At 47.8% G+C, this 22209-nt stretch carries 18 protein-coding genes; 7 read left to right on the plus strand and 11 right to left on the minus strand.

The features are described from left to right. Positions 1-73: 73 nt before the first annotated feature. Both QUB26_RS14980 and QUB26_RS14985 read right to left on the minus strand, forming a co-directional pair. Positions 74-2029 (minus strand): CHASE2 domain-containing protein, encoded by a 1956-nt coding sequence (locus tag QUB26_RS14980; RefSeq protein WP_333318620.1) that lies wholly within the window; start codon positions 2027-2029, stop codon positions 74-76. 71 nt (positions 2030-2100) lie between these two features. Next, entirely contained in the window at positions 2101-2772 is a 672-nt protein-coding gene (locus QUB26_RS14985) for a response regulator transcription factor (protein WP_333318622.1), read from the minus strand. A 363-nt stretch (positions 2773-3135) separates the two neighbouring features. On the opposite strand from QUB26_RS14985, the gene QUB26_RS14990 reads away from it, so the two are divergent. Beyond that, a complete protein-coding gene (locus QUB26_RS14990; RefSeq protein WP_333318624.1) occupies positions 3136-3954 on the plus strand; it encodes a methyltransferase domain-containing protein in 819 nt (272 codons plus the stop codon). 543 nt (positions 3955-4497) lie between these two features. Here QUB26_RS14990 and QUB26_RS14995 read toward each other — a convergent pair. From QUB26_RS14995 to QUB26_RS15010, 4 genes are all read right to left on the minus strand, one after another. Continuing rightward, complete coding sequence (locus QUB26_RS14995; protein WP_333318627.1) at positions 4498-5097, minus strand: Uma2 family endonuclease; 600 nt, start codon at positions 5095-5097, stop codon at positions 4498-4500. A 79-nt stretch (positions 5098-5176) separates the two neighbouring features. Next, positions 5177-7417 carry a phosphoketolase gene (locus QUB26_RS15000; protein WP_333318629.1) on the minus strand — a complete coding sequence of 747 codons (2241 nt, stop codon included), beginning with the start codon at positions 7415-7417 and terminating at the stop codon, positions 5177-5179. A 328-nt stretch (positions 7418-7745) separates the two neighbouring features. Next, positions 7746-8969 (minus strand): COP23 domain-containing protein, encoded by a 1224-nt coding sequence (locus QUB26_RS15005; protein ID WP_333054773.1) that lies wholly within the window; start codon positions 8967-8969, stop codon positions 7746-7748. A gap of 762 nt (positions 8970-9731) precedes the next feature. Beyond that, positions 9732-10340, minus strand: coding sequence for a COP23 domain-containing protein (locus QUB26_RS15010; protein ID WP_333238015.1), 609 nt, complete (start codon positions 10338-10340; stop codon positions 9732-9734). A 681-nt stretch (positions 10341-11021) separates the two neighbouring features. Between QUB26_RS15010 and QUB26_RS15015 the strand changes: the two genes are divergently transcribed. The 3 genes from QUB26_RS15015 (at position 11022) to QUB26_RS15025 (ending at position 13261) form a co-directional block, all read left to right on the plus strand. After that, on the plus strand, positions 11022-11627 hold the full coding sequence (locus QUB26_RS15015) for a hypothetical protein (RefSeq protein ID WP_333238013.1): 606 nt from the start codon (positions 11022-11024) through the stop codon (positions 11625-11627). A 138-nt stretch (positions 11628-11765) separates the two neighbouring features. Continuing rightward, complete coding sequence (locus QUB26_RS15020; protein ID WP_333238011.1) at positions 11766-13142, plus strand: cytochrome P450; 1377 nt, start codon at positions 11766-11768, stop codon at positions 13140-13142. Continuing rightward, a complete protein-coding gene (locus tag QUB26_RS15025) occupies positions 13139-13261 on the plus strand; it encodes a hypothetical protein (protein WP_333104963.1) in 123 nt (40 codons plus the stop codon). Before QUB26_RS15020 ends, QUB26_RS15025 begins: the two co-directional genes overlap by 4 nt. Before the next feature lie 420 nt (positions 13262-13681). On the opposite strand, the gene QUB26_RS15030 is transcribed toward QUB26_RS15025, so the two are convergent. Then, positions 13682-13969, minus strand: a complete 288-nt coding sequence (locus QUB26_RS15030; protein WP_333238009.1) for a hypothetical protein — start codon at positions 13967-13969, stop codon at positions 13682-13684. Between the two features lie 494 nt (positions 13970-14463). On the opposite strand from QUB26_RS15030, the gene QUB26_RS15035 reads away from it, so the two are divergent. The 3 genes from QUB26_RS15035 (at position 14464) to QUB26_RS15045 (ending at position 16995) form a co-directional block, all read left to right on the plus strand. Continuing rightward, on the plus strand, positions 14464-14724 hold the full coding sequence (locus tag QUB26_RS15035) for a MoaD/ThiS family protein (protein ID WP_333238006.1): 261 nt from the start codon (positions 14464-14466) through the stop codon (positions 14722-14724). A gap of 490 nt (positions 14725-15214) precedes the next feature. Continuing rightward, positions 15215-16513 (plus strand): threonine synthase, encoded by a 1299-nt coding sequence (thrC, locus tag QUB26_RS15040; protein ID WP_333238003.1) that lies wholly within the window; start codon positions 15215-15217, stop codon positions 16511-16513. Positions 16514-16719: 206 nt separating this feature from the next. After that, positions 16720-16995, plus strand: coding sequence for a MoaD/ThiS family protein (locus QUB26_RS15045; RefSeq protein WP_333054763.1), 276 nt, complete (start codon positions 16720-16722; stop codon positions 16993-16995). Between the two features lie 226 nt (positions 16996-17221). On the opposite strand, the gene QUB26_RS15050 is transcribed toward QUB26_RS15045, so the two are convergent. From QUB26_RS15050 to QUB26_RS15065, 4 genes are all read right to left on the minus strand, one after another. After that, positions 17222-19108, minus strand: coding sequence for a ribonuclease J (locus tag QUB26_RS15050; protein ID WP_333238001.1), 1887 nt, complete (start codon positions 19106-19108; stop codon positions 17222-17224). A gap of 297 nt (positions 19109-19405) precedes the next feature. Then, a complete protein-coding gene (dapA, locus tag QUB26_RS15055) occupies positions 19406-20299 on the minus strand; it encodes a 4-hydroxy-tetrahydrodipicolinate synthase (protein WP_333237998.1) in 894 nt (297 codons plus the stop codon). A gap of 106 nt (positions 20300-20405) precedes the next feature. After that, complete coding sequence (locus tag QUB26_RS15060; RefSeq protein ID WP_333237996.1) at positions 20406-21449, minus strand: aspartate-semialdehyde dehydrogenase; 1044 nt, start codon at positions 21447-21449, stop codon at positions 20406-20408. Positions 21450-21581: 132 nt separating this feature from the next. Further along, on the minus strand, positions 21582-21785 hold the full coding sequence (locus QUB26_RS15065) for a hypothetical protein (protein WP_333252797.1): 204 nt from the start codon (positions 21783-21785) through the stop codon (positions 21582-21584). Between the last annotated feature and the right edge of the window lie 424 nt (positions 21786-22209).

A 22209-nucleotide genomic window follows, 5' to 3' on the forward strand; every position in this document is an offset into this window, starting at 1 on the left:
GCTGATGGTAGCCAAACAGAGATAAGTTCGACTGGATGATCCAAGAATCCCTGCGCCTTTAGGCAAGGGAGTGTCAACAGAACCACCGCCGTTTCGCTGGCCAGGTTAACTCGCACACTGTCCCCTTCGGTACATTCGGGTAGCGCCGAAATGCTCCGCCTAACTGTTTGGCTAAGTTCTTTGCAAGCTGGGTTCCTAATCCTGAAGGTTGAAGTTTAGGGTTTGGATCTTCGGTTATCTCCCTGTCTCGATCGATTTGGGCCAAGCTAAGCGTTTCTGACTGAGACGGTTTCCCCCTACCATTATCCGCCACCCGAATCACCTGCCGATCGCCCTCCTGAGTGCAAATTACGGTCAAGCGAGTGGCTTCGATCGCGTGTTTCCCCACATTGCAGAGCGCTTCTTCCAGAAAGCGGCAGAGTGCTCGCTTGTGTTCCAACCGCAGATGCGAGGTGTTCAAGGGATCGAACTGCACAATTTTGAATTTGATCGTTTTGAGGTAGGGCAATTCTTGTTCGAGCGTGTTGGAATAGACCTTGTAGAGCAATTCATGCAATGGAGCCTGCAGAGCCAATTCGATCGCACTTCCCATTCGCAAATGCGGTTCATCTGCGATCGCATCTCGTTGCACCGAGCCGTAAACTGCCCGTAATTCTTCATTCAGGCGTTGCAAATCCGATAAAAATGGCGGCGGTGGATCTTGCTCCCCAACTGTTCTCAAAATCACCACTAATGTTTGTAAAGGCCCGCTATGAATCGCATTAAAAGTTTGTTCGATCGCAAATTGACGTTCCTCCAACCGCAGTCGGAGTTCCTGTTCGTGGCGATAAAATAACGCTGCCGTCAACCCAACCCCATTCAACACGAGTACGAGCAATACAGGTACGATTGGCACCCACCATCCCAAAAGAATGAACCAGTAACAGAGCGCGATCGGGGTAATACTAGCGATTAAGATCCCGATCACAATTTTCCAGGGCGATCGCAGAAATTGTCCCAAACTCATCCCCAAGAGTCCCCAGACCGCAATCCAGAGCGTTTCCCAGCCCTCCCCCCAAACCTGAAGCAACGGTCGCCGATCGAGCACCGCGCTAATCATCTGGCTGGTTTCGTGGGCCTGCATTTCGACTCCGTAAATCCGTCCGGGATTGATACCTGCGATCGCACCTGAACTTGCCAGATCCTTCGCGCTAAAAGACATCATCCCAATCAGCACAATTTTGCCTCGAATCCAATCCGGGTTGACCTGTCCCGATTTGATTTGCGAGAGAGAAAGCACGCGAAATGGCATTGTCCCGCTGCGAACATTCAGTAAAATCTGGTTCCCGCCTGCATCCGCCCCCACATATCCGCCAGAGTTTGACTGCACTCTGGTCAATTCAATGTTGCCAAAGCGCTTCGCCTCCCGATCGCGAATTCCATTACCTAGCTTAATTCCTCGGGTTGCTAAATAGAGTTCTGCCAGCCGGATTGCGAAGGAAAAACGGTATTCCTGCTGATGGCTACCAGTGCCCAATAAACTGCGGCGCTGGTAGCCATCCGCATCGAGTACGAAATCTGCAAAGCCAACCTGTTCGGGTGGCAGCGCGGGCGGAGGTGCGACGGTAAAGCCACTGCGATCGGGCAAAGCAATCTCCACTCCGATCGTATTCTTGCTGCTGCGAAACACCGATGTCAGTTCAGCATTACCCGGTTCAACCGGAATATCGCGGACAATATCCAGCCCGATCGCGATCGGTTGATAGGCCTGCAAGCGTTTGAGTAAATCGGCAATATCGCGATCGGGAATCGGATAAGTTCTAGCGCGTTGAATATCCTCCTCAGTGATGCCGACAATTACAATCCGTTCATCCATTGGCTCAGGAGGACGCAAACGCAGAAATCGATCGAACGCAACCAACTCCCAAAACTGAAGCGCACCGCTCAATCTAGCCATCATCACAGCGACAATCACCATCAACCCTGGAAGCGATCCGCGCCGCCAAGTCGAGATATCTGCTTTCACTGCTTGTTCTCGATCGGGCTTCAATAATAGACATCTCCAATAATTCTTGTGGAACAGGCATCTTGCCTGTTCTGGATTTGGTATTCGGTCGAGGCCTAATCAATCAATCCTTGTTCCCTAGCTCGCACTTCCGTTTGAATCCGCAGATTTTTGTCATCTTCGGTATGCACATCTAGCACATCTCGAATCTTACTCCAGTAACACTGCACAGTGCGTTCAGAAACATTCATCCGTTTGGCGATCGCAGTATCCTGCAAGCTCTCGTGAAAAGCAAATTGCAACACCTGCATCCAGGCGGGTTTGAGTTGCAGCCCATTGCGGATCTCTCTGGGTGTATAAATCCGCTCGTGCAGCGCCCAATCAACCATTGCCAGCAAGTCTTTCATCGGCTGGCTCTTATCGACAACTGTGAAGCCGCCCATGTGATTGTCGATCGACGGTTTCAGCCAAACTAAAGTCCGAACATGGGCACTCTGCACCACAATATTCAGACTCGGATACTTATCCATCAACGTTTTGAGGAGTTGAAGCCCTGAATTCGCTTGCGCTATGGAGCCGATCGTCTCTGGCATCACCAGATCCACAATCACCAAATCCGGGGTCCTCTGCGCTATTTGCTCAAGGGCTGCCTGAGCCGTCGAAGCCGTCAGAATGTCTGCCTCTGGATATTCTTGCTTCAGAATGTTAAGCGTGCCACCTAACACCATCGCATGGTCATCCACAACTAAAAAGGTTCGTTTTTCAGATTGAGCTAGAGTTTTGGGCATAGTGCATAAAATAAAAATAGTAAGGTCGGCGGGAAAATCAGCGTCTTTAGTTTAGGTAATCCGTCATCTTCTTACAATAGAGGAATTACCGGGTTTCCGTCCTGCATCTGTCCGCCAACAGTGGTTGTGGATGTCGGCAACGAGAATTGCGCTAAAGCGCAGTTCTGATGATTGTGTTGCAAAATCCGCACTTCATCGTCCTGTATTCATCTCTCTCTTCTCGAACTCTGCGTTCTCTGCGTCCTCTGTGGTTAAATCATTCCCATGCCACCGGAAACGATCTTACGCACAGATAACTCGATCGGAGATTTGATTATATTTCTATTATAATCCTGGTATCCTAGTAAGAATAAGGATAATTTCATGCCAGCAGAAGGTTCGTATCAAGCAAACACGTACAATCTGGAACTTGACGCAGAAATTCAACGGTTAAAAGCTCAAGTTCTCCTCAGTTGGGAAAAGGAAGCGCGCAATTTAAAGTGGTTCGGTTTAGCCGACGGGATGAATGTTTTGGAAGCGGGAAGCGGGCCGGGATTTTTCACCGAAAAACTGTTAGAATTGCTGCCCAACAGTCCCGTAACAGCGGTAGAAATTGACCCGGTACTGCACGAAAAAGCAGTAAGATATTTGCAGGACAAAGGGGGCGATCAAGTAAATCACGTCCAAGCATCGGTTGCGGATACTGGTTTGGTGGCTAACACTTTCGATTTTGCGATCGCCCGTTTGCTGTTCGTTCACCTTCCCGATCCCGTCGCAGCAGCTAGAGAAATATTCCGCATCTTGAAGCCTGGGGGAAAACTGGTGATTATCGATAGCGACGCGGATATGTTTTGGCTGACAAATCCACCGTTGTCAGTCGAGATTGTCCGCGAGAAATTCAAGCAGGTGATGGCGTCGCGGGGCGGCGATTTATCGATCGGGAGAAAGCTGTGCCGCATTCTCAAAGAAGCTGGGTTTGGTAGCGTTGATTTAGAAGCGGTTGTCAGCCACAGCGATATCATCGGAATTAAGGCGTTTCAACCTTTGCTTGACTCCGGGCCCATTTTGCAAATGGTCAAACAAGGGCTGATTTCAGAGTCGGAAATAGCCAGCTATATGGTTTCGCGGGATGAGTTTGTCGCTGCGGGCGATCGATCAATGATGAGTTTTTGGTTGATGGCGTGCGGGGGAAAAAATCAATAAAATTAAGACAGGTTTTTCACAAAACATTGATATTCTGCCGCAGCAAAACCTCTAGCACTCTTGCTAAATTCCCCGATGACAAAGCAAACTTATTTAACAGCAAACCCAAAAAAACTTCAGAATAAATTCTCCCCTCAGCATTAGGTTAAAGCTGCACGTATAGCACTAGAATCGTATCATATCAAATCCGGTAGCATCGTCGGGCGTCAAATCTAGTCAACAGCAAAAAATCAAGGATCGTGCAACCGGGATTGAGATAATCCATCTGCGTTAATCTGTGTTTATCTGCCCTCATCTGCGGTTAAAAAAAGAGAAAATTTTAACCGCAGATGACAATGGATTAACGGAGATTCACGCAGATGAAGGAAGAGAGATAGGAATAATTTAGTAACTTTACACCTACAAGTCTAACCAATCGTTGGAGCCGATCGCGCAAAGGTTGTTTGTGAGAGCAAATGGTTGTCTGTCACATTTTAGCTTAACCAATAAAGCCGTTAGCGAAGCCCTCGTAGGCGATCGCACTTTTTACCAACTCCTCAACATTCAACCCACTTGCCGAACCCCATTAAGAAACTCCGTCCTTGCCTCAATCCTTGAAGGCATTAAAACGCAGCGTACCAGCAATTCTAAATCCAATTCCGGCAGCAACTCACTTCTTGAAACTTGCTCATAATTATCCTCCCGCAACCCATACACAACCAACTGATTATTTTCCCAAAACCAGACTTCGGGAATGCGAAGTCGCAGATATTTAGCTAGTTTATTTGTGCTACCGCTACTAATCGTTACTTCCACGGCTAAATCGGGATGCTCTTTTCTTGAACCTATATAATAAGACTCGTCTGGTTCAAATGATACATCTCTTGCCCGGTCTCTGCGAGTTGCACTCCCTACAGGAAAGAATTCAATTCCGAGTTCAAAAAAGTATGCTTCCAGTAATATAGCGAGCGCTTTTTTAAAGCTTTCATGTTCTTCGCCCACTGTCATAAACTCGATCCACCCATCAAGATAAGTTATCCGTAAACCCGGAGAGTCTGCCATTAAAGATTCGAGATCCTCAAATTGCTCCCAAGTATAATAACCAGGGAGAAGCAATCGCTGTTCCGCAAGCGTACCTTTTTCTTCTAAAAGTTGTGCAGTCACAGGTATCACCATCCTATTTTAAATATTACTAGCCCCTACCCAGCACAAACCAGGCAGGGGCATTCACTCACATTCTAACTTAATGAACTAGCTCGATCGCCCTTTTAGTCAACGCCTCAGCAGTCAACCCGTTAAACGCCATCAACTGACCAGCACTAGCAGTAGTTTCCCCCCGCTTCCAAGCGAAAGTATCCCGCTTGCAATTGCTCCGTAGCATCACAGGTTCCAACATCCCAGAAGCACCGCCTGTCACGCCAATCAAGGCATCTCCGCCAAACAATTCGGCAAATTTATCATCGCTCAAAAAGCCGCCGTCAGCTTCCGAACAAGTATCCCAAGCAACATCGCTAGCACGATACAAACGCCGGGGATTCACAATAGAAACAATCCGCACTCCAATCCCTTCTGTTTCTAAAAATGCCGCCGCTTCAAACACTGGCATTAAAGTCATGTCGCCGACAACTGCAAACACAACTTTCTTGCTTCCCCCTTGATTGTGAGCAGCTTGCGGGGAATCGACTTCGTGCAGCACTATTGCACCGTCTTGCAAACCTTGGCGAGTCTGTTCAAAAGTAGTGCGAATTGGCAGTGGCGACTTGCTTGCAGTAATCACAACTCCCTTATTTTTAGCAGTCAAAGCCCACTCGTAACAAGCTTGAATGCTGTTAGCATCCGGTGGAAACAAAGGAAACACATTTCCGTTCCGCATCATCGCGGCAAAATAAGCCTCAATTTCCGGTCGCTGGTGCGTCCAACCGTTGCGGCCTTGTTCCAATGCACCCGCTGTAAATAAGGTGACAGTTGCCGGAGTTGGACGGCGCAATTCTGCCATTGCTTGGGTTACAGTTTGCCAAATTGGTAAACCGTTGATGGCAAAAGATTCGTAGGAACACCACAAACTCCGCGCTCCAAATAGCGATAAACCTACGGCTAAACCAGCGCAAGCATCTTCGCTCAAAGGTTCGTAAACTTGACCGTTTGGCGATTGATTGTACAGGTCATCTGTCGTCGGGTGAATAATCTTGAGAGCTTGGTTGATATTGGCAATTGCCGATGCTTCATTGCCGTCTGCATTAGTGACAAGAAAAGTACGATCGCACTCGCCGACTTTCCCTACCAAACGTCCCATTGCTGTTGTCGAAATCTTCGCTTCTCCCCCAACTGCAAATTCTTCTAAAGGCAATTCGCCTAAATCTGCCAGCGGCAATGTAAACTCAGTAACAACTGTTTTCGCCGCCGGCCCGCCGCCCGCACGCTCGCAATTTGTCCGCACCAATTGCCAAGCAGCAGCAGTTAAAGCGCGCTCTTTTAAAGCACTGACAATGTGCGGAGCATCCAGCGTATCTTTCGGATAAAGGTTGTGAGATTTTGCTCCGCGCGCGTGGACGCCGGCACCTTTTAACTGTTTGATAATAAACGCAGTTAATTTGCCACCGAGAGCAGATTTGGCCGCTTTGTCTACTCCTTGTAAAACAGCTTTGGTAAATGCCATCCGCTGTTCGAGCGAAAAAGCAGTGCTGTCCACATAATCTTCCGGTTGATTTTTATCGTCAAATTCCTTAGCATCAACTAAGATAACTTCTTCAAAACCGTTCCCTTGCCAATAAGCAATCATTTCAGCATTAGTTTTAGTCGAAACCATGCTGTGATGTTCCTGAGAATATCCGTTCCAAACCAATACAGGCAAAAAGTTAGTAGCTTTGGGATAAGCAGTGTGGAAATGCGCCATGCTGCTCATCGGGTAAGGTTCGCCCATGCCACCGTCGCCCATTGTGAAAGCAAACAGTTTGTCGGGGTGCAAAAGTGCTCCAGCCATTGCGAAATGCTGCCCTTGTCCGAGGGGGCCGGCCGGTGCTAAAAGGCCGGGAATGAAACCGGAAAGATGTCCTAACAAACCGTCTTTTTCTCGGAATTTATCGCGCACTTGCTGCACGTTGAAAATTCCCATATCCTCTAAAGATCGATCGAGAAACATGGCACTATAAAATCCCGGCGCGTGATGGCCGACTTCGGTGACAATATTCTTGTGTCCCAGCATCACCAATGCTGCGTAGGCTTCTGCTTGGCTAGCAAAACCCCCCGGATGTCCCGATGCTTTGCTGGCGGTAACTTGCAGCGTCAGGTAGCGCAGGGCGTCTGCTGCTAGCATCGTTTGAAAGACGGCGACGGGATCGGCCGGATCGGCGATCGACTTGCTCCCCTGGGCGATCGCAGGTGTTTTCCCATAAGTATCAAAACCAGGGACTGTTTCAGAAAAATATTGAATGCCTTCGCAAAAAGCGGGCGTTGTTGACGTTGCCTGTGGGGTAGTTGCTGTCATGCTTGATACCGGAAAAATTTGAATTGGATTAATATAATAGTAATTTTATAGCTTCCGTGTTCCAAAAAATCATGAGTTCTATTAAGCTGTTGCGGCCTTTAAATTGTCTGTCAAAAAACAATCAAAGTCTTGTGGGGAGTAGGGGTTGAGCGTCCCGCCCGCCTCGAATATGCAATTTAAATGCGCGACAGCTTATGTCAGTGATAAATAAGTAAAATCTCTCAAATTTTCAGCTAATAAGTAGTTGTTTGAGAACCCGGAGTTTTTTAATAAATCCGGGTTCTGTGTTTACCCATTACTAATCCCTCTCAAATCTCAAATCGCCAATCTAAAATTGTTCCAGCCGTTCCCGCACATCGATATACAGCACAGTACCGCTTTCAGAAAGAGAAGGCACAGCTTTTTGATTCCGCAGCCAAACAAAAAAACTGCTAAGTGCAGGAGTCGGATCTTGATCGCGGCGCAGCGTGTAGATCAAACCTTCGCAAGGCCCATTAACGCGGCTAGTCGTGCAAATCGCTTTCTGGTTATTTACTATACCCACCGTCACATAATTTAGCTGTTTATTTCGGTTATAATTCTCAAGGCGCTGAGTCACTTGTTGGCAGCGAGTTAAAGGATCGTAGCCAGAACTAGAAAAGAAATTAGAATTCCAGCGAATCCAAGGCTCCCTGAACCCTTGCGGATTTTGATACACAGTCACCGGCTCGCCCGTGGAGGTATCGCATACAAATCCTCCATAACTCCGATTCGGCTGGTTTTGATCCGAGGCGCTGCTGAGAGAAAGATTGCTGAGAATGTCCCAGCCGTTACGCTTGTTTTGTGAAAGCAATGCCATAAAAGCATCGATCGGGATTGCCGCATTTAACCCCGTTTTTATCTCCTCAATCTGACCGTTCCACTGACTTCTAATTGTGCCAACAGTATCCCCCTGACCGTGAATTCCTATTACCCTGCCATCAGCATTAAATACAGGCCCGCCGCTCATCCCGCGCCTGGTTACAGCTTGGTAGCGCAGACGATACCCTGATGAGGCGCTGCCCAAGCGAGAAGAGATGATACCAGTAGTAAACTCAAGTTTTCGTTCAACTCCCGAAATTGGCAGCGGATAGCCAGAAACGTAAATAGCAGAACCAACAACAGCACGTTCTGACTCGCCCATTGGTGCTACTGGATACTGTTCTCGGCTCTGAAACTGGATCAAAGCCAAGTCTATATCCGTGTCATTTTTCGGTAGGCGCTGTATTCTAATCGCAGCATAATCCTTCTCTAAATGAGTGCGAATGCTGTATTTTTGAGCGAGGCTTGCCACTACATGATTAGCTGTCAAAACAGTGTAAATATTACCCTGTTTGGCAATAATTACTCCCGAACCACTAGCAAAAAAACCCAGCGTATTGTTGACTTCCACAGTTGTCAAGGTCGCTAGCTGGGCAATTTCTTCTGCTGTTTTGGCACAGGCAGCATATTGTTGACTGACAAGCGCCGTCACTGTTAATGCACCTGTCAAGATGATTGTCAGCGCGTCAAACCGCAAACTCCACACATTCATCGATAACTCCCTAGATGAAACGAGGCGAACTGCCAATATATACTAATTGGAATTCCCCAACTGGATTTAACCATTTTTTCCGATAATTCCGCTGTTGGTTCACTTCCCTCTTCAAAAGCATAAACGCAAAAATTTGGATCTCGATACTTGCCCCTACAGTTAATCCCAATCAAGAAACCTTTGGCATTAAAAATCGGGTCGCCACTCATACCGATTTTACCTCATTTGTATAGCCCAACCTATAACCTTGAGGCAAAGATTTGGCTAGCGGCACCGAAACGAAGCCCGCGTCAATCGATTTTAGATTTTAGATTTGAGATTTTAGAGGCGACCCCACGGATAAATGCTCTTTCTTGAGGATTTTCGATTTTCGATTTGGGATTGACTTGCGCGAGATAAATCACGTGGCGGGTACCACCTTTGAAATTCGTGGTCAGCGAAACTCCCAACCTCAGCACCCGCAGGAAAGCCGACTGCCAACACTGGCTCAGACACCGCTCCGGGTTCAAGGCTGAATAGTGCTATTTTATACTCGATCGCGCTGCGAAACATAACGATCGCCCGATCGGTATTGCCCAGCCGCCTCAGAACTCCTAGCAGTGGGTGGAGGAGGCCGTCGTCGGTGGCAATTGTCCGATCGCCACAACCTGCTAGTTAGTGAGCACCGTATAGGTTTGGCCCTGCTGCCGGACGATCGTCCCGGAACCAGAAGATATTCCGGTCGGGATGCGTACCGCTGTTTGACGCGCCAACTTTTCCACCTCAATCCTTGGAATTGGTGATGGGATGGAAAATTTGCCAATCTTTAAGGCTGTCCGAACGGTGGGGAAAAGGGGGCAGTTGCGCGCTATCGGCAGTGTTTTCCCCTAGCTTTTCGCTGACATCAATGTAAGGAATTTTACTGGTTTCATCAAAAGACGGCATCCCGACATATCCTTGGCGCCAAGCCAACAAATTATACAAAGAGCCGATCGGGTCTTGGCCGGGTCTGAGGGTATAAATCAAATTTTGACACCGCCCATTGACTTGATTCGCCGTGCAGATGACGTTCTGGCCGTTCATTTGGCCCGCAGTAATGTACTTAAGCATTCGTTGGCGGCGATAGATTTCGAGGCGTTGACTCACTAATTGGCACCGAGTTGCCGGATCGTAGCCAGAACTGGAGAAATAATCGGAAGTCCACTCAATCCAAGGCTCTACGGCACCTTTAGGGTTTTTGTACACCGTCACCGGCGCACCGGTCGAGGTATTGCACCAAAATCCACTTTCCCCCGGTGCTCGCCGACCGTAACTCGGTCCAGAAGCAACCGTCAGGCCACTGAGGGCGCAAGCTGTTGCCGCCAAAACTTTTGTCAATAATTGCTTTTTCATGATATGTCCACTCTTTATTTAGAGGATTCGGGACAAAAATCACCGAATGCTGAGATAACCCTCTTGACGCGCCTGTTCATTAAAGATCCGCTGACTTCGGAATAATGTTATTCGCGACTTGACCAGAAACCCGTTTTTTTTACGAAAACACTTCGTTGCAGCCGTTATGCCTGGTTAAAAAACCCGGTTTTTTTGCTCTTGATGCGTAAGTTTTGATATTGTTCGCGACTTGCACGTTCCCTCTAACCGCGATTTCGGCGCTGTTAAAAAAGCGATCCGAAGCCGAGCTTAAAATGCGCGCGCCAGTCGGAATTCTGTCCTCATTACTACTAATCAAACTCAGGCTTTTACCAACCGGAAAGAGGCTTTTAACCTCAGACCTTGGAAGGGATCGAGTTGGAACGGTACATCACACCACTGACAAGGTATTTGATATTACTTACGAGCTGGGTCGCAAGCTTGATCTGCTGAGACAGGTAAACTGCTGGGTCACACCAGCGAGGGGCAAAACCCCTCTTATCTGATCTAACACTAAAATCCACGTATTAACAAGAACTCTTAACTTGTTTTCATCTCCGTACTGCGGGAAATACTTCTAAGTGAGTGTAATCAGGGTCTAAGTGCTTTCTACCACCAAAATTCACCCTCCATACACTGACGTTTAGTAAAGTATTAAAAACTATGAACCGTATCTGCAAACCGTTAGGATATTTAGGCCTTTGGTTAATTTTGATGGGCGGTAGCAGTTGTTCTAGCTCCGATGCAGCTACCTCAACCGAAAACCAGAGCCAACTCTCAGCAAGCGCCACTCAATTCCAACACCTACAGCTAACGGGAAATCAAATTGAGGCTCGATCGAGTCAATTCACGCAGCCTTCTAACTCTGTTGCCTCTGTTTTAGGCAGTGCTGACCTCTCAGAAAATACTGCCACCGTTACGGTTTATAAGGTAGATAATTTGTGTCAAACTCTGAACCCGGAAACAGTTACAGGCCCAGAGAACCAGTTAATGTCATCGGCGGTTAATGAAGTGTTAAAGCAGCAGATTTTCGATAGTCTTGGTTTGGCTGGCTATCGCCTCAAGATCGATCGCGACCTCGGAATAGCTACCGTGGATCTGCGAGCCTCCGGAAATTCGCGGCAGAAATTGCAAAATCTGTCGAGTTGTCAAATGTTAGGTTTGTTCGGGGGCGTGCGCCAAACTTTAACCAGTTATGCTCCTTGGCAAATCAAAACTGTTCGTTTTACAGAGCTTGGAGAGAATATTTTGAGCACAGTTCGAGAATAAGCTATTAAAATTATTGGAGATGGGAATTACACAATTCTCCCCTTAAAAACAAGGGTTGGGAGGGATTGAATAAACCTTCAAACCCTTTGAAGTTTTTTGATACTGCTAAGTCCTGTGACCCAAACCCCGGTAATTCCTATGACACTACCTAACGGCCCCACAGATCCACCCCTTGTGCAGCTAATTCAATGGATCGGCGATCCCCTGACATTCATGGATAAATGTGCCAAACAATACGGCGACATTTTCACCGCTCAACTGAACAAGGGGAAACCATTGGTGATGATCCGCCACCCCCAAGCTGTCCAGGAGATGCTCAACAGCAACGCGTTTCACGCTCCAGGCCGCCTGAACAGCCTCCTCAAACCCTTGCTGGGAGAACAATCCATGTTTCTCCTCTCAGGAGAAAGGCACAAACGCCGGCGCCAATTATTGATGCCGCCCTTTCACGGCGAACGGATGCGGAATTACGGCCAACTAATTTGCGATATTGCTCAAGATGTTGCCAGCAAGTGGTCGGTCGATCGACCTTTTGTGGCCCGCAGCGCCATGCAGGAAGTCACCATGCGGGTAATCTTGCAGGCTGTCTTCGGCATGGATGACGGGCCGCGGTTACAAGCACTCAGGCCCTTACTTGCCTCAGTCGTCGATATGACCAACTCTCCCCTGCGATCGAGCATACTGTTTTTCGGCTGGATGCAGCAAGATTGGGGCTCTTGGAGTCCTTGGGGACGCATGAAACAGCGGCAGCGGAAAGTTGACGCACTCATCGACGCGGAAATTGAAGAACGCAGACAGCAACCAGACACCAGCCGCACCGACATTCTCAGCTTAATGATGGCCGCGCGCGACGAAAACGGGCAACCAATGACGAAGGAAGAATTGCGCGACGAGTTGATGACGCTGCTGCTGGCCGGCCACGAAACCACAGCAACGGCCCTAGCTTGGGCGTTTTACTGGATTCACAGTTTGCCCTCGGTGCGCCAGAAGTTGCTGCAAGAATTGGACAGTTTGGGGGAAAATCCCGACCCGATGGAGATTTTCCGCTTACCTTACCTGAGTGCTGTTTGTCAGGAGACGCTGCGAATTTACCCCGTGGCAATGCTGACGTTTTCGCGAGAAGTTCTCACGCCCGTGGAACTGATGGGATATCAACTCGAACCGGGCACGGTTGTCATCGCCTCGATTTATTTGACCCACAGACGGGAGGATTTGTATCCAGAACCCCTGCAATTTAAACCGGAACGGTTTTTGGAGAGGCAATTCTCGCCTTATGAGTATTTGCCCTTTGGAGGTGGCAGCCGCCGCTGTATCGGCTTGGCGCTGGCACAGTTGGAGATGAAACTCGTGTTGGCAACAATTTTGCGGAATTTCGACCTTGTATTGGCCGAGAAAAAGCCCGTACAGGCCAAACGCCGAGGGGTGACTTTAGGGCCGGCTGGCGGCGTGCGGATGGCACTGCTGGGGCGGCGGATGCCGCAGCCGAAGCCTGAACCTGTTGCTACTGGGGTTTGAAGTCGCAGCAGTTGCAGCGGGCGATCGAACTTTCTGCTTTGAGTGCAAACAATTTAGCGAGAATGTGCGATCGTCCGCCAATGCCACCATTTTTTGTAGCACCCGCTACAGATAAATAGCTAGAATCCTTAACCTGTAAGCCTCCCCCCTCTCAATTTTCAAATTCTCAGTCTAAAATAATAGGAGCCTCGCAAACACAGCCTGAAAGCAAAAGTGGGTGATTGCAATAGTCCTCTTGATATCTCAAAAGCATCCCTGCCATACTTTAAAAACATATGCATACCCTGTTATTCAGCAAGGTCGGAAGCGTGTTGGCATTGCCACCAATCTTCCGGCCTCTTTATTTTTTGGGCTACTTCAGGCATTGGAGACAAGATGCAGAAGGCAAGGCAAAAATATAAATTCTCCCCCTGTCCCCCTCTGCCCCTCTCCCCAATGTAGAGCTTCTCCCTCTAATTCCAATAGAATCCGACAGCAAGTTTAAGGAATCACTAAGGAATAATTAATAACTTGTTAAATTATCTCCTTTGGCCCTTCTCTCAATCTTCTGTTTTCAGAAATTCTGACACCGAGACAGACTTCGGGAGACTCTCCATATCTTGAATTTCGCTTTCGTGGGCAAAAAACTCGACTTCTTTGTCGTCAATCTGGATTTGATAGCTAGCGGTAGCTGTCACAACCCGTCGCTTTTTTTTATCTTCTATTAAAACCCAACACACGACAGGTCTTACCCATCTCTCAACGTGCTGGTTTTGCTTGGTACTCCCAAAGGCATACCAGCCTTTAGCTTCAATAATCTGAAGCACTTTAAAATCGTTACTTGCCATATATCTCTATCGCGTTAACTTCAGTATTCTTCTTAGATAGAACGGCTAGCTTGCTAAGCATGGCAAAGGTTTGACTATCCCAAGCCACACTTTATAACCTGATTTTTTGTCAGGAAAAGCGGGTTGGCAGGGCCTTGTCTGCGTTGTTGCCTGCTAAATGTAGTGCGAGCTTTTTGTACTCTCCCACAATTACCGTAAAGTATCTATACCGCATCCTCAAAAAATATTCTCGCATTAGCCTCAACAGCAGCCAACTAGACCTTAGCTAGCTGCATCTAAGTGGATGCCAACTGCTTCTAACGCCTGGTTGGTGAGAGCGATCGGCATACAATCCTGTTAAGAGTTTTTGCTGCAATCAACTATCATCTTTACCCGATGGGGTAAAACTTAACTAGAGGTTGCCGCTTTCAATTCTAAGCCTCGGTGCGCCTAATTACTAATTAATTGTATGGTGTAGTTGATAATTGCCAAACCGTCGATCGCACTCAACAGCCGTGTCTAACTCTTCGATTACCATCACCGTTAAACTGTTCGCCGCCTTCGGTGAAGCCTACGGCGTTTCGGAACTTACATTAGAACTTCCTCCCGAAACCCCAGTGTCTCAAGTGCTCGAAAGCTCGATCGCCCAATATCCTCAATTAGAACAATGGCGCGATCGCACCCGCTTCGGCCTCAACATGGAATTCGTCCCCCCCGACACCATCCTCCAAGACGGCGACGAAGTTGTACTCATCCCTCCCGTCAGCGGCGGGTAGGCTAAGTTGGTTCATCTGAAATGTTGCACCATTCTCAATAAGCTATTTATGAACAGGCTTTCCGGCCTGTTCCACAAAGAGTGAATTTTCTTGTGGAACAGGCCGGAAAGCCTGTTAAGCGAGAATCGTGCAACATCTCAGTTAATCAAAAATTCGAGGTTTTGTAGTTGTGTTCGATCGCACGACTGCCCAATTCTTAGCCAAAAAAAGATTTATTAAGTTTTGTAACAATTTCGTCGGCAAATCATCCTTGATCTCGATCGGGCTGGCGTGCGGGCCTGAAAATCTGGATTAAGAACCCGATCCTGAAAACAACTCAAATCCTTGTGGTCTGGGCGTCCCGCCCGCCCAAATATCAAAGTTAAATACACCACTGTTTAATTGAAAAATCAATCCCGACTAAAAAAATCGGGTATGGTTGACGAGGTAAATTGACCGTGTTAATCTTGCACAAGACTAAGAAAACATCGCAAAACTAGAGAGTTGAGCTATGACCCAGGCCACCAGAACACAATCCACAGCAGCAACCTTCACAGCCCTCAAATGTAAAGAATGCGGCGAAGAGTACGAACTCCAAGCCAAGCACGTCTGCGATTGCTGTTTTGGCCCGCTTGAAGTCAAGTACGACTACGACGCCATCCGCCGCAGCGTCACTCGCCAAACCATCGCAGCCGGCCCCAACTCGATCTGGCGCTACCGCGCATTTTTACCAGTCGCTACAGATAACGTCATCGATGTCGGCACGGGGATGACTCCTCTATTAAAATCCCACCGCTTGGCGCGCCGCCTCGGTCTAAAAAATCTTTATATTAAAAACGATGCCGTCAATATGCCCACTCTCAGCTTTAAAGACAGAGTGGTGTCAGTCGCCCTCAGCAGAGCGAGAGAATTGGGTTTCACAACGGTATCCTGTGCCAGCACCGGCAATTTAGCTAACTCTACGGCTGCGATCGCCGCCCACGCCGGACTCGACTGCGTAGTCTTCATCCCCTCCGACTTAGAAGCAGGCAAAGTCCTCGGCACTCTGATTTACAATCCAACTGTCATGGCAGTTCACGGCAACTACGATCAAGTTAACCGTCTCTGTTGCGAAGTCGCCAATACACATGGCTGGGGATTTGTCAATATCAACTTGCGTCCCTACTATTCCGAAGGCTCAAAAACCCTCGGTTACGAAGTTGCCGAACAGCTAGGCTGGCAATTGCCCGATCACATCGTCGCTCCCCTCGCCTCCGGCTCTTTGTTCACAAAGATTTACAAAGGCTTTAATGAATTCATCGAAGTCGGTTTAGTGGACGAAAAGAAAGTCAGATTCAGCGGTGCCCAAGCTGACGGCTGTTCCCCCATCGCCCAAGCCTTCCGCGAAGGCCGTGATTTCGTCAAACCGGTGAAACCGAATACAATTGCTAAGTCGATCGCGATCGGCAATCCAGCCGACGGTATGTACGCCTTGGAAATCGCCCGCAAAACAGGCGGCAACATTGAATCCGTCAGCGACACCGAAATCATCGAAGGCATGAAACTGCTAGCAGAAACTGAAGGCATATTCACTGAAACCGCAGGCGGCACCACAATCGCAGTCTTGAAGAAACTCGTAGAAGCAGGTAAAATCAATCCCGATGAAACCACAGTCGTTTACATCACCGGCAACGGTTTGAAAACGCAAGAAGCAGTTCAAGGCTACATCGGCGAACCCATCACCCTCGAACCGAAACTAGAAGCATTCGAGCGCGCCCTAGAACGCGCCCGCACGCTCGAACGCCTAGAATGGCAACAAGTTTCGGTTTAATAAATAGTCATTAGTCATCAGTCATTAGTCATTAGTTATTAGTTATTAAGCTGTTGACTACTGACTGAGGACTACTGATTAATAGTCATCAGTCATTAGTCATTAGTTATTAGTTATTAAGCTACTGACTACTGACTACTGACTACTGACTACTGACTACTGACTACTGACTACTGACTACTGACTACTGACTAAGGACTAAAAAAATGACCGTCAAAGTTTTAATTCCAACCCCCCTGCAAAAATTTACCAACAATCAAGCCACCATCGAATGCGCCGGCGATAACATTTCCGAACTCATTGAATCGCTGGAAACAAATTGTCCCGGCATCAAAAAAAGCCTGTGCGACGAAAAAGGAGAACCCCGCAGATTTCTCAACTTCTACGTCAACAGCGAAGACATCCGCTTTTTGGATGGCTCAAACACAGCCCTCCAAGATGGCGATGAAGTTAGCATTGTTCCAGCAGTTGCTGGTGGCTGATTTTGCAACCGCAGATGGTGGCAGATAAACACAGATGAACGCAGATAGAATTAATTACTATCTGCGTTCATTTGCGTTTATCTGCGGTTAAAAACGATTCCCTCACTTAGTGAGGAAACCTATTTGTGAAATCCAATCTAGGCTTGTAGTTGCGCTGGGGCGTCCCAGCGCAACTACAAACATAAAACTCATTTCTTTGTTCGCAGTGCGTCAAGGAATTATCCCACTAGGAAGCTGCCCTTGCAGCAGTCCGGGGACGGCGCCGGCCCGTCACCTGATTGGCAGGAGATGGCAAGGATGGGGATGATGGGGATGATTGCGATGATGGCGATGATTGCGATGATAATAGCTTAGGTGCTTCCAGGGCACCTGGAGATACTGCTGCTTTTTCCGATCGCACTGCTTCTTCAGGAATTTGCATCAGGAATACCAGCAACGGATTGCTTTGCAGTTCCCGGCGCATCACTCGCTGAATAGCCTTTTCTATTTGCGTTTGCACTCCTACCCAGTCAATATCAACTTGTGAGTCTGAAGTAGCAGGTTTTACAAATTCTGACCAACGATCGCTCAAAACTGTTTCAATGGTTTGAGTGATTAATTTGATCACCTCTGCGCGATCGGCTGATGTCACTACACCTTTCAAGTGGACTTCCGGCTTAGCAACTAATTTGCCTTCCCAGTTCAAAGCCGCCGCTACAGTTACAACGCCATCTCCGGCCAACTGCTGACGTTCCTTGAGGACACTGGCTTTGACAACGCCTGATCGAGAAGCATCTACCAATTCAATTCCTGAAGGCACTTGACCAGCAACTCGCATTGAATTTTCGGTCAATTCTACGACATCGCCGTTGTCAATAACCACCATATTGCTAGCGGGAATGCCCATGCTTTGAGCCGTCTTGGCGTGCTGGATCAGCATCCGGTGTTCTCCGTGAACCGGCAAGAAGAACTTGGGACGAGTCATGTTAATCATTAACTTTTGGTCTTCTTGACAACCGTGACCCGAAACGTGAATGCCTTTGTCGCGGCCGTAAACCACGTGTGCTCCCAGCATCATCAGTTTATCGATCGTGTTTACCACTGCGATCGTATTTCCGGGAATCGGATTAGCTGAGAAAATGACAGTATCGCCTTTTCTGATTTTCAGTTCGTGATGTTCGCCGTTAGCAATGCGAGTCATCGCCGCCATCGGTTCGCCTTGGGAACCTGTAGTTAAAATCAGCACCTTGTCTTCTGCCAAATTGCGGATTTCTTTCAGCGGTTTGAAAATACTATCTTCGCATTTGATGTAGCCAAGATTGCGGCAGTGAGCGATGACGTTAAGCATCGACCGGCCAACCACTCCGACATACCGATTGTTTTTCTTAGCCAAGTCCAAAACAATTTGCAATCGGTGTACCGACGAAGCAAAAGTCGTCAGCATTATCCGTCCCGGTGCTTGAGCGATAATTCTGTCTAAATTCGGCGCCACAGAACTTTCCGAAGCGGTAAAACCGGGAACTTCCGAGTTAGTAGAATCGCTGATCAAGCACAGCACGCCTCTCTCGCCGTACTCCGCCAGCTTTTGCAAATCAAAATGCTCGCCGTCTACAGGAGTGTGGTCAATTTTAAAGTCTCCGGTGTGGATCACAATTCCGACGGGAGTGTGAATTGCCACCGTAAAACTGTCGGCCATCGAGTGAGTGTTGCGGATGTATTCGACTAAGAAATTCTTGCCAATTCTGACAGTATCCCTGGGTCGAACCGTTCTCAATTCTGTGCGGTGAGACACTCCGGCTTCTTCTAGTTTTCCGGCTAGCAAAGCCATCGCCAAACGGGGGCCGTAGATGACCGGAATTTCAAATTGTTTGAGGTGATAAGGGATACCGCCGATGTGGTCTTCGTGACCGTGAGTCACGATCATACCTTTAATTTTGTGGCTGTTTTCCCGCAGGTAAGTCATGTCTGGAAGGACAATATTTACCCCGTGCATTCCATCTGTCGGGAACGCTAAACCAGCATCTAAAAGAATTATTTCGTCGCCGTACTCGAACACACAAGTGTTTTTACCGATTTCGTGCAGCCCGCCGAGGGGAATAACTTTTAGAGCAGATGCAGTTGTATTTTTGATCATGCGTATCCTTTGTTAGTTATTTTTGTTATTGGTCTGTGGTCTATGGTCTGTCGTCTTTCGTCTTTCGTCTACGGTTCGTTGGTAGGGCGATATTTTTCCAAATATTTATGGAAAAATCCCTGGCGGGTTTTACTCTCCCGTACAGTCAGTTGTCTTTGGCCTTCATTCTTCTATCTTCAGTCTTTAATCCTTGACTGTTAGCTACTTACTAACACTTAATTACTAATGACTGATGACTCAGAACTAATGACTGATAACAACCAATATTCAGTTGTCTGAAAACTCGTTCTCGCTCGTCTAGCTAGCTGATACTGCTGCTAGCTGACTCAGTACGTCCTTTAACTTTTGAGTTACCTCAACGGGCGGATCGCACAGGGGCGGACGGGTGGAGCCTACATCCCAGCCTTGAAGCTTGAGAGCTGTCTTGACGGGAATGGGATTTGTGGTGAGAAAAAGAGCTTTAAACAGGTCAAAAAGTTGCAAGTGAATCTGGGTAGCGACTTGAACTTGACCGGCCTCGAAAGCTTTGATCATCTGTTGCAGTTGTTCTCCTACCAGATGGCTGGCTACGCTAACTACACCAGATCCTCCTACCGCCAACATTGGCAAAGTTAGGGAATCATCTCCAGAATAGATGGCAAATTCAGGGGATGTCAAGCACCGAATTTGACTTGCTTGATCCAAGTTGCCACTTGCTTCTTTTACGGCCACAATGTTGGGGATTTCGGCCAATCGAGCCACCGTCTCCGGCAACATATTCTGACCAGTGCGACCGGGGATGTTATATAACATTATAGGCAATTCTGGAGCAGATTGCGCGATCGCCCGAAAATGATTATATAAACCTTCTTGCGGGGGTTTGTTGTAATAAGGAACCACCTGCAAACAACCATCTAACCCTAGTTTAGCTGCTTTTTTCGTAGCTGCGACTGCTTCTGAAGTAGAATTCGATCCTGCTCCTGCGATTACCAACGCCTTACCGGCCACCGCCTTTTGTACCACCTGAAATAATTCGTACTCTTCATCCCAGGTCATAGTGGGAGACTCGCCCGTTGTGCCGCACACTACCAAGCTATCCGTACCGCGATCGGCTAAATGAACTGCCAATTGTTCTGCTACCGCATAGTTAACGCTGCCGTCTTCCTTAAACGGCGTAATCATTGCAGTCAGAACCCGTCCAAACTTTACCACACTTTCTCCGATTTTAGACTGTTGATGTTTGATTTTAAATTTTTGATTTCAGATGAAAGGTTTATCTAAAATCCCCAATTTCAATTTTCAAGTTGCGAGGGTTCCCCTAATTAGAAGCCGCCGCCACTTGGCTTCGCAACAAATTTTTTTCTACCAGCAACTCAGCTATCTGCACCGCATTTAAAGCCGCCCCTTTGCGAATTTGATCGCCCGACAGCCACATTTCCAACCCGCAGGGGTGAGAAATATCTTGGCGAATCCTGCCGACTAACACGTCATCCTTACCGCTGGCTTCTGCGGGCATCGGGAAATAATTAGCTTGCCAGTCTTCTACCAGCTTAACCCCGCTTGCCTGCTTTAAGATTTCCCTGGCCTCGATCGCGCTAAAAGGCTCTGCAAACTCTAGATTAATCGCTTCCGAATGAGCCCGCAGTACGGGAACCCGCACACAAGTTGCCGTAATTTTAATCTCGTCCGTACCAAATATCTTCCGAGTTTCGTTTACCATTTTCATTTCTTCTTCACAATACCCCAAATCGTTAATCGGGGTGTTGTGCGGAAACAAATTAAATGCTAACGGGTAGGGAAATATATCTGTTTTGGGAGTTTCTCCCTGCAAAATTGCTCTTGCTTGAGCTTTCATTTCCTCCATTGCCCTGGCCCCCGCCCCGCTGGCAGACTGGTAAGTTGCTACAACGATGCGCTGTATCGGCCTAACTTTGTGAAGTGGCCAAACGGCAACCGCCATCAAAATAGTCGTGCAGTTGGGATTTGCAATTATACCTCGGTGAGCGGCTGCCGCTTGGGGATTGACTTCGGGAACCACTAGCGGTACCGTCGCATCCATGCGGAAAGCGCTAGAATTGTCAATTACCACTGCCCCGGCTGCCACAGCTTGCGGAGCCCATAATTTAGAAGTAGAGCCGCCGGCAGAGGCGAGCACCAAATCTACATTATCAAAAGATCGCGCCGAAACTGCTTCGACCGGCAGCATCTCGCCACCAAAAGGCAAAGTTGTGCCTGCTGAACGTTCCGAAGCCAGCAGCTTCAAGTTAGAAATCGGAAAACTCCGGCTGTGCAAGAGTTCTAGCAACTCGGCCCCGACTGCGCCGGTAGCTCCTAAAATGGCAACTCGATAGGATTGAGACAAATTAGTTTCCTCCACAAATTAAAGTCTAAACGATCGAAATCAAAAATTTAAATAACTGCAATTCTCAATATCAAACTTAATTAATGTTATGCGATATCAGGAGCATGAGAGGATAGCAATGGTGCAGTTAACCTAAAAGGGCGATCGAACTTCCCGATCGATCCGTGCGATCGTACCCAATCCCAGTTTAGCATCTTTTGCCACTCGCCCACGCCCAATCCGCATCCGGTTAAGTTTTGCGATATATCTGCATTTTCGCAGGCGCATCCATTGACTTTGACTGGCCGCAGAGACCGGCAAGATTGACATCACAGGGCGATATGTGCTATGGTGCATCGGCAATTAGTGGACTTAACCTCCACATTCCTAGCAAAAGCTAGTATCCTCAAACCCAAACTATTTGGCAAGAGCCAAAAAAGTAGCCGGCAATGACTTACAGTCTCATCCGGTAAAGGTGTTGTAGTTGTGCCGTTACGAGTCAAAGCGTACAAAATTAAAATGCAGGCAAAGTCAGATTTGTATGTATTTTATCAAGGAAATTGGGTCTAAAACCCTGTCCTTCTAGGACGGCTTTAATTTCTTAAATCCCTTCCTAAAAGTCAGGAAATTTCTAGTATTCTAGAGTAGTCAAGGTTAAACTCCTGCGCCCTAGTGCATAAAAACAGTTAACGACACACTTTGGCGCGTAAACCGGGGGACAAAGAGCGGCGAAAACTCTATAAACAGCTAGGGGCTTAACACAGTTCCTTTAACCAGAGAA

Origin of the sequence: Microcoleus sp. B4-C1 (genome assembly GCF_036705285.1) — a bacterium.
Taxonomy (GTDB): domain Bacteria; phylum Cyanobacteriota; class Cyanobacteriia; order Cyanobacteriales; family Microcoleaceae; genus Microcoleus.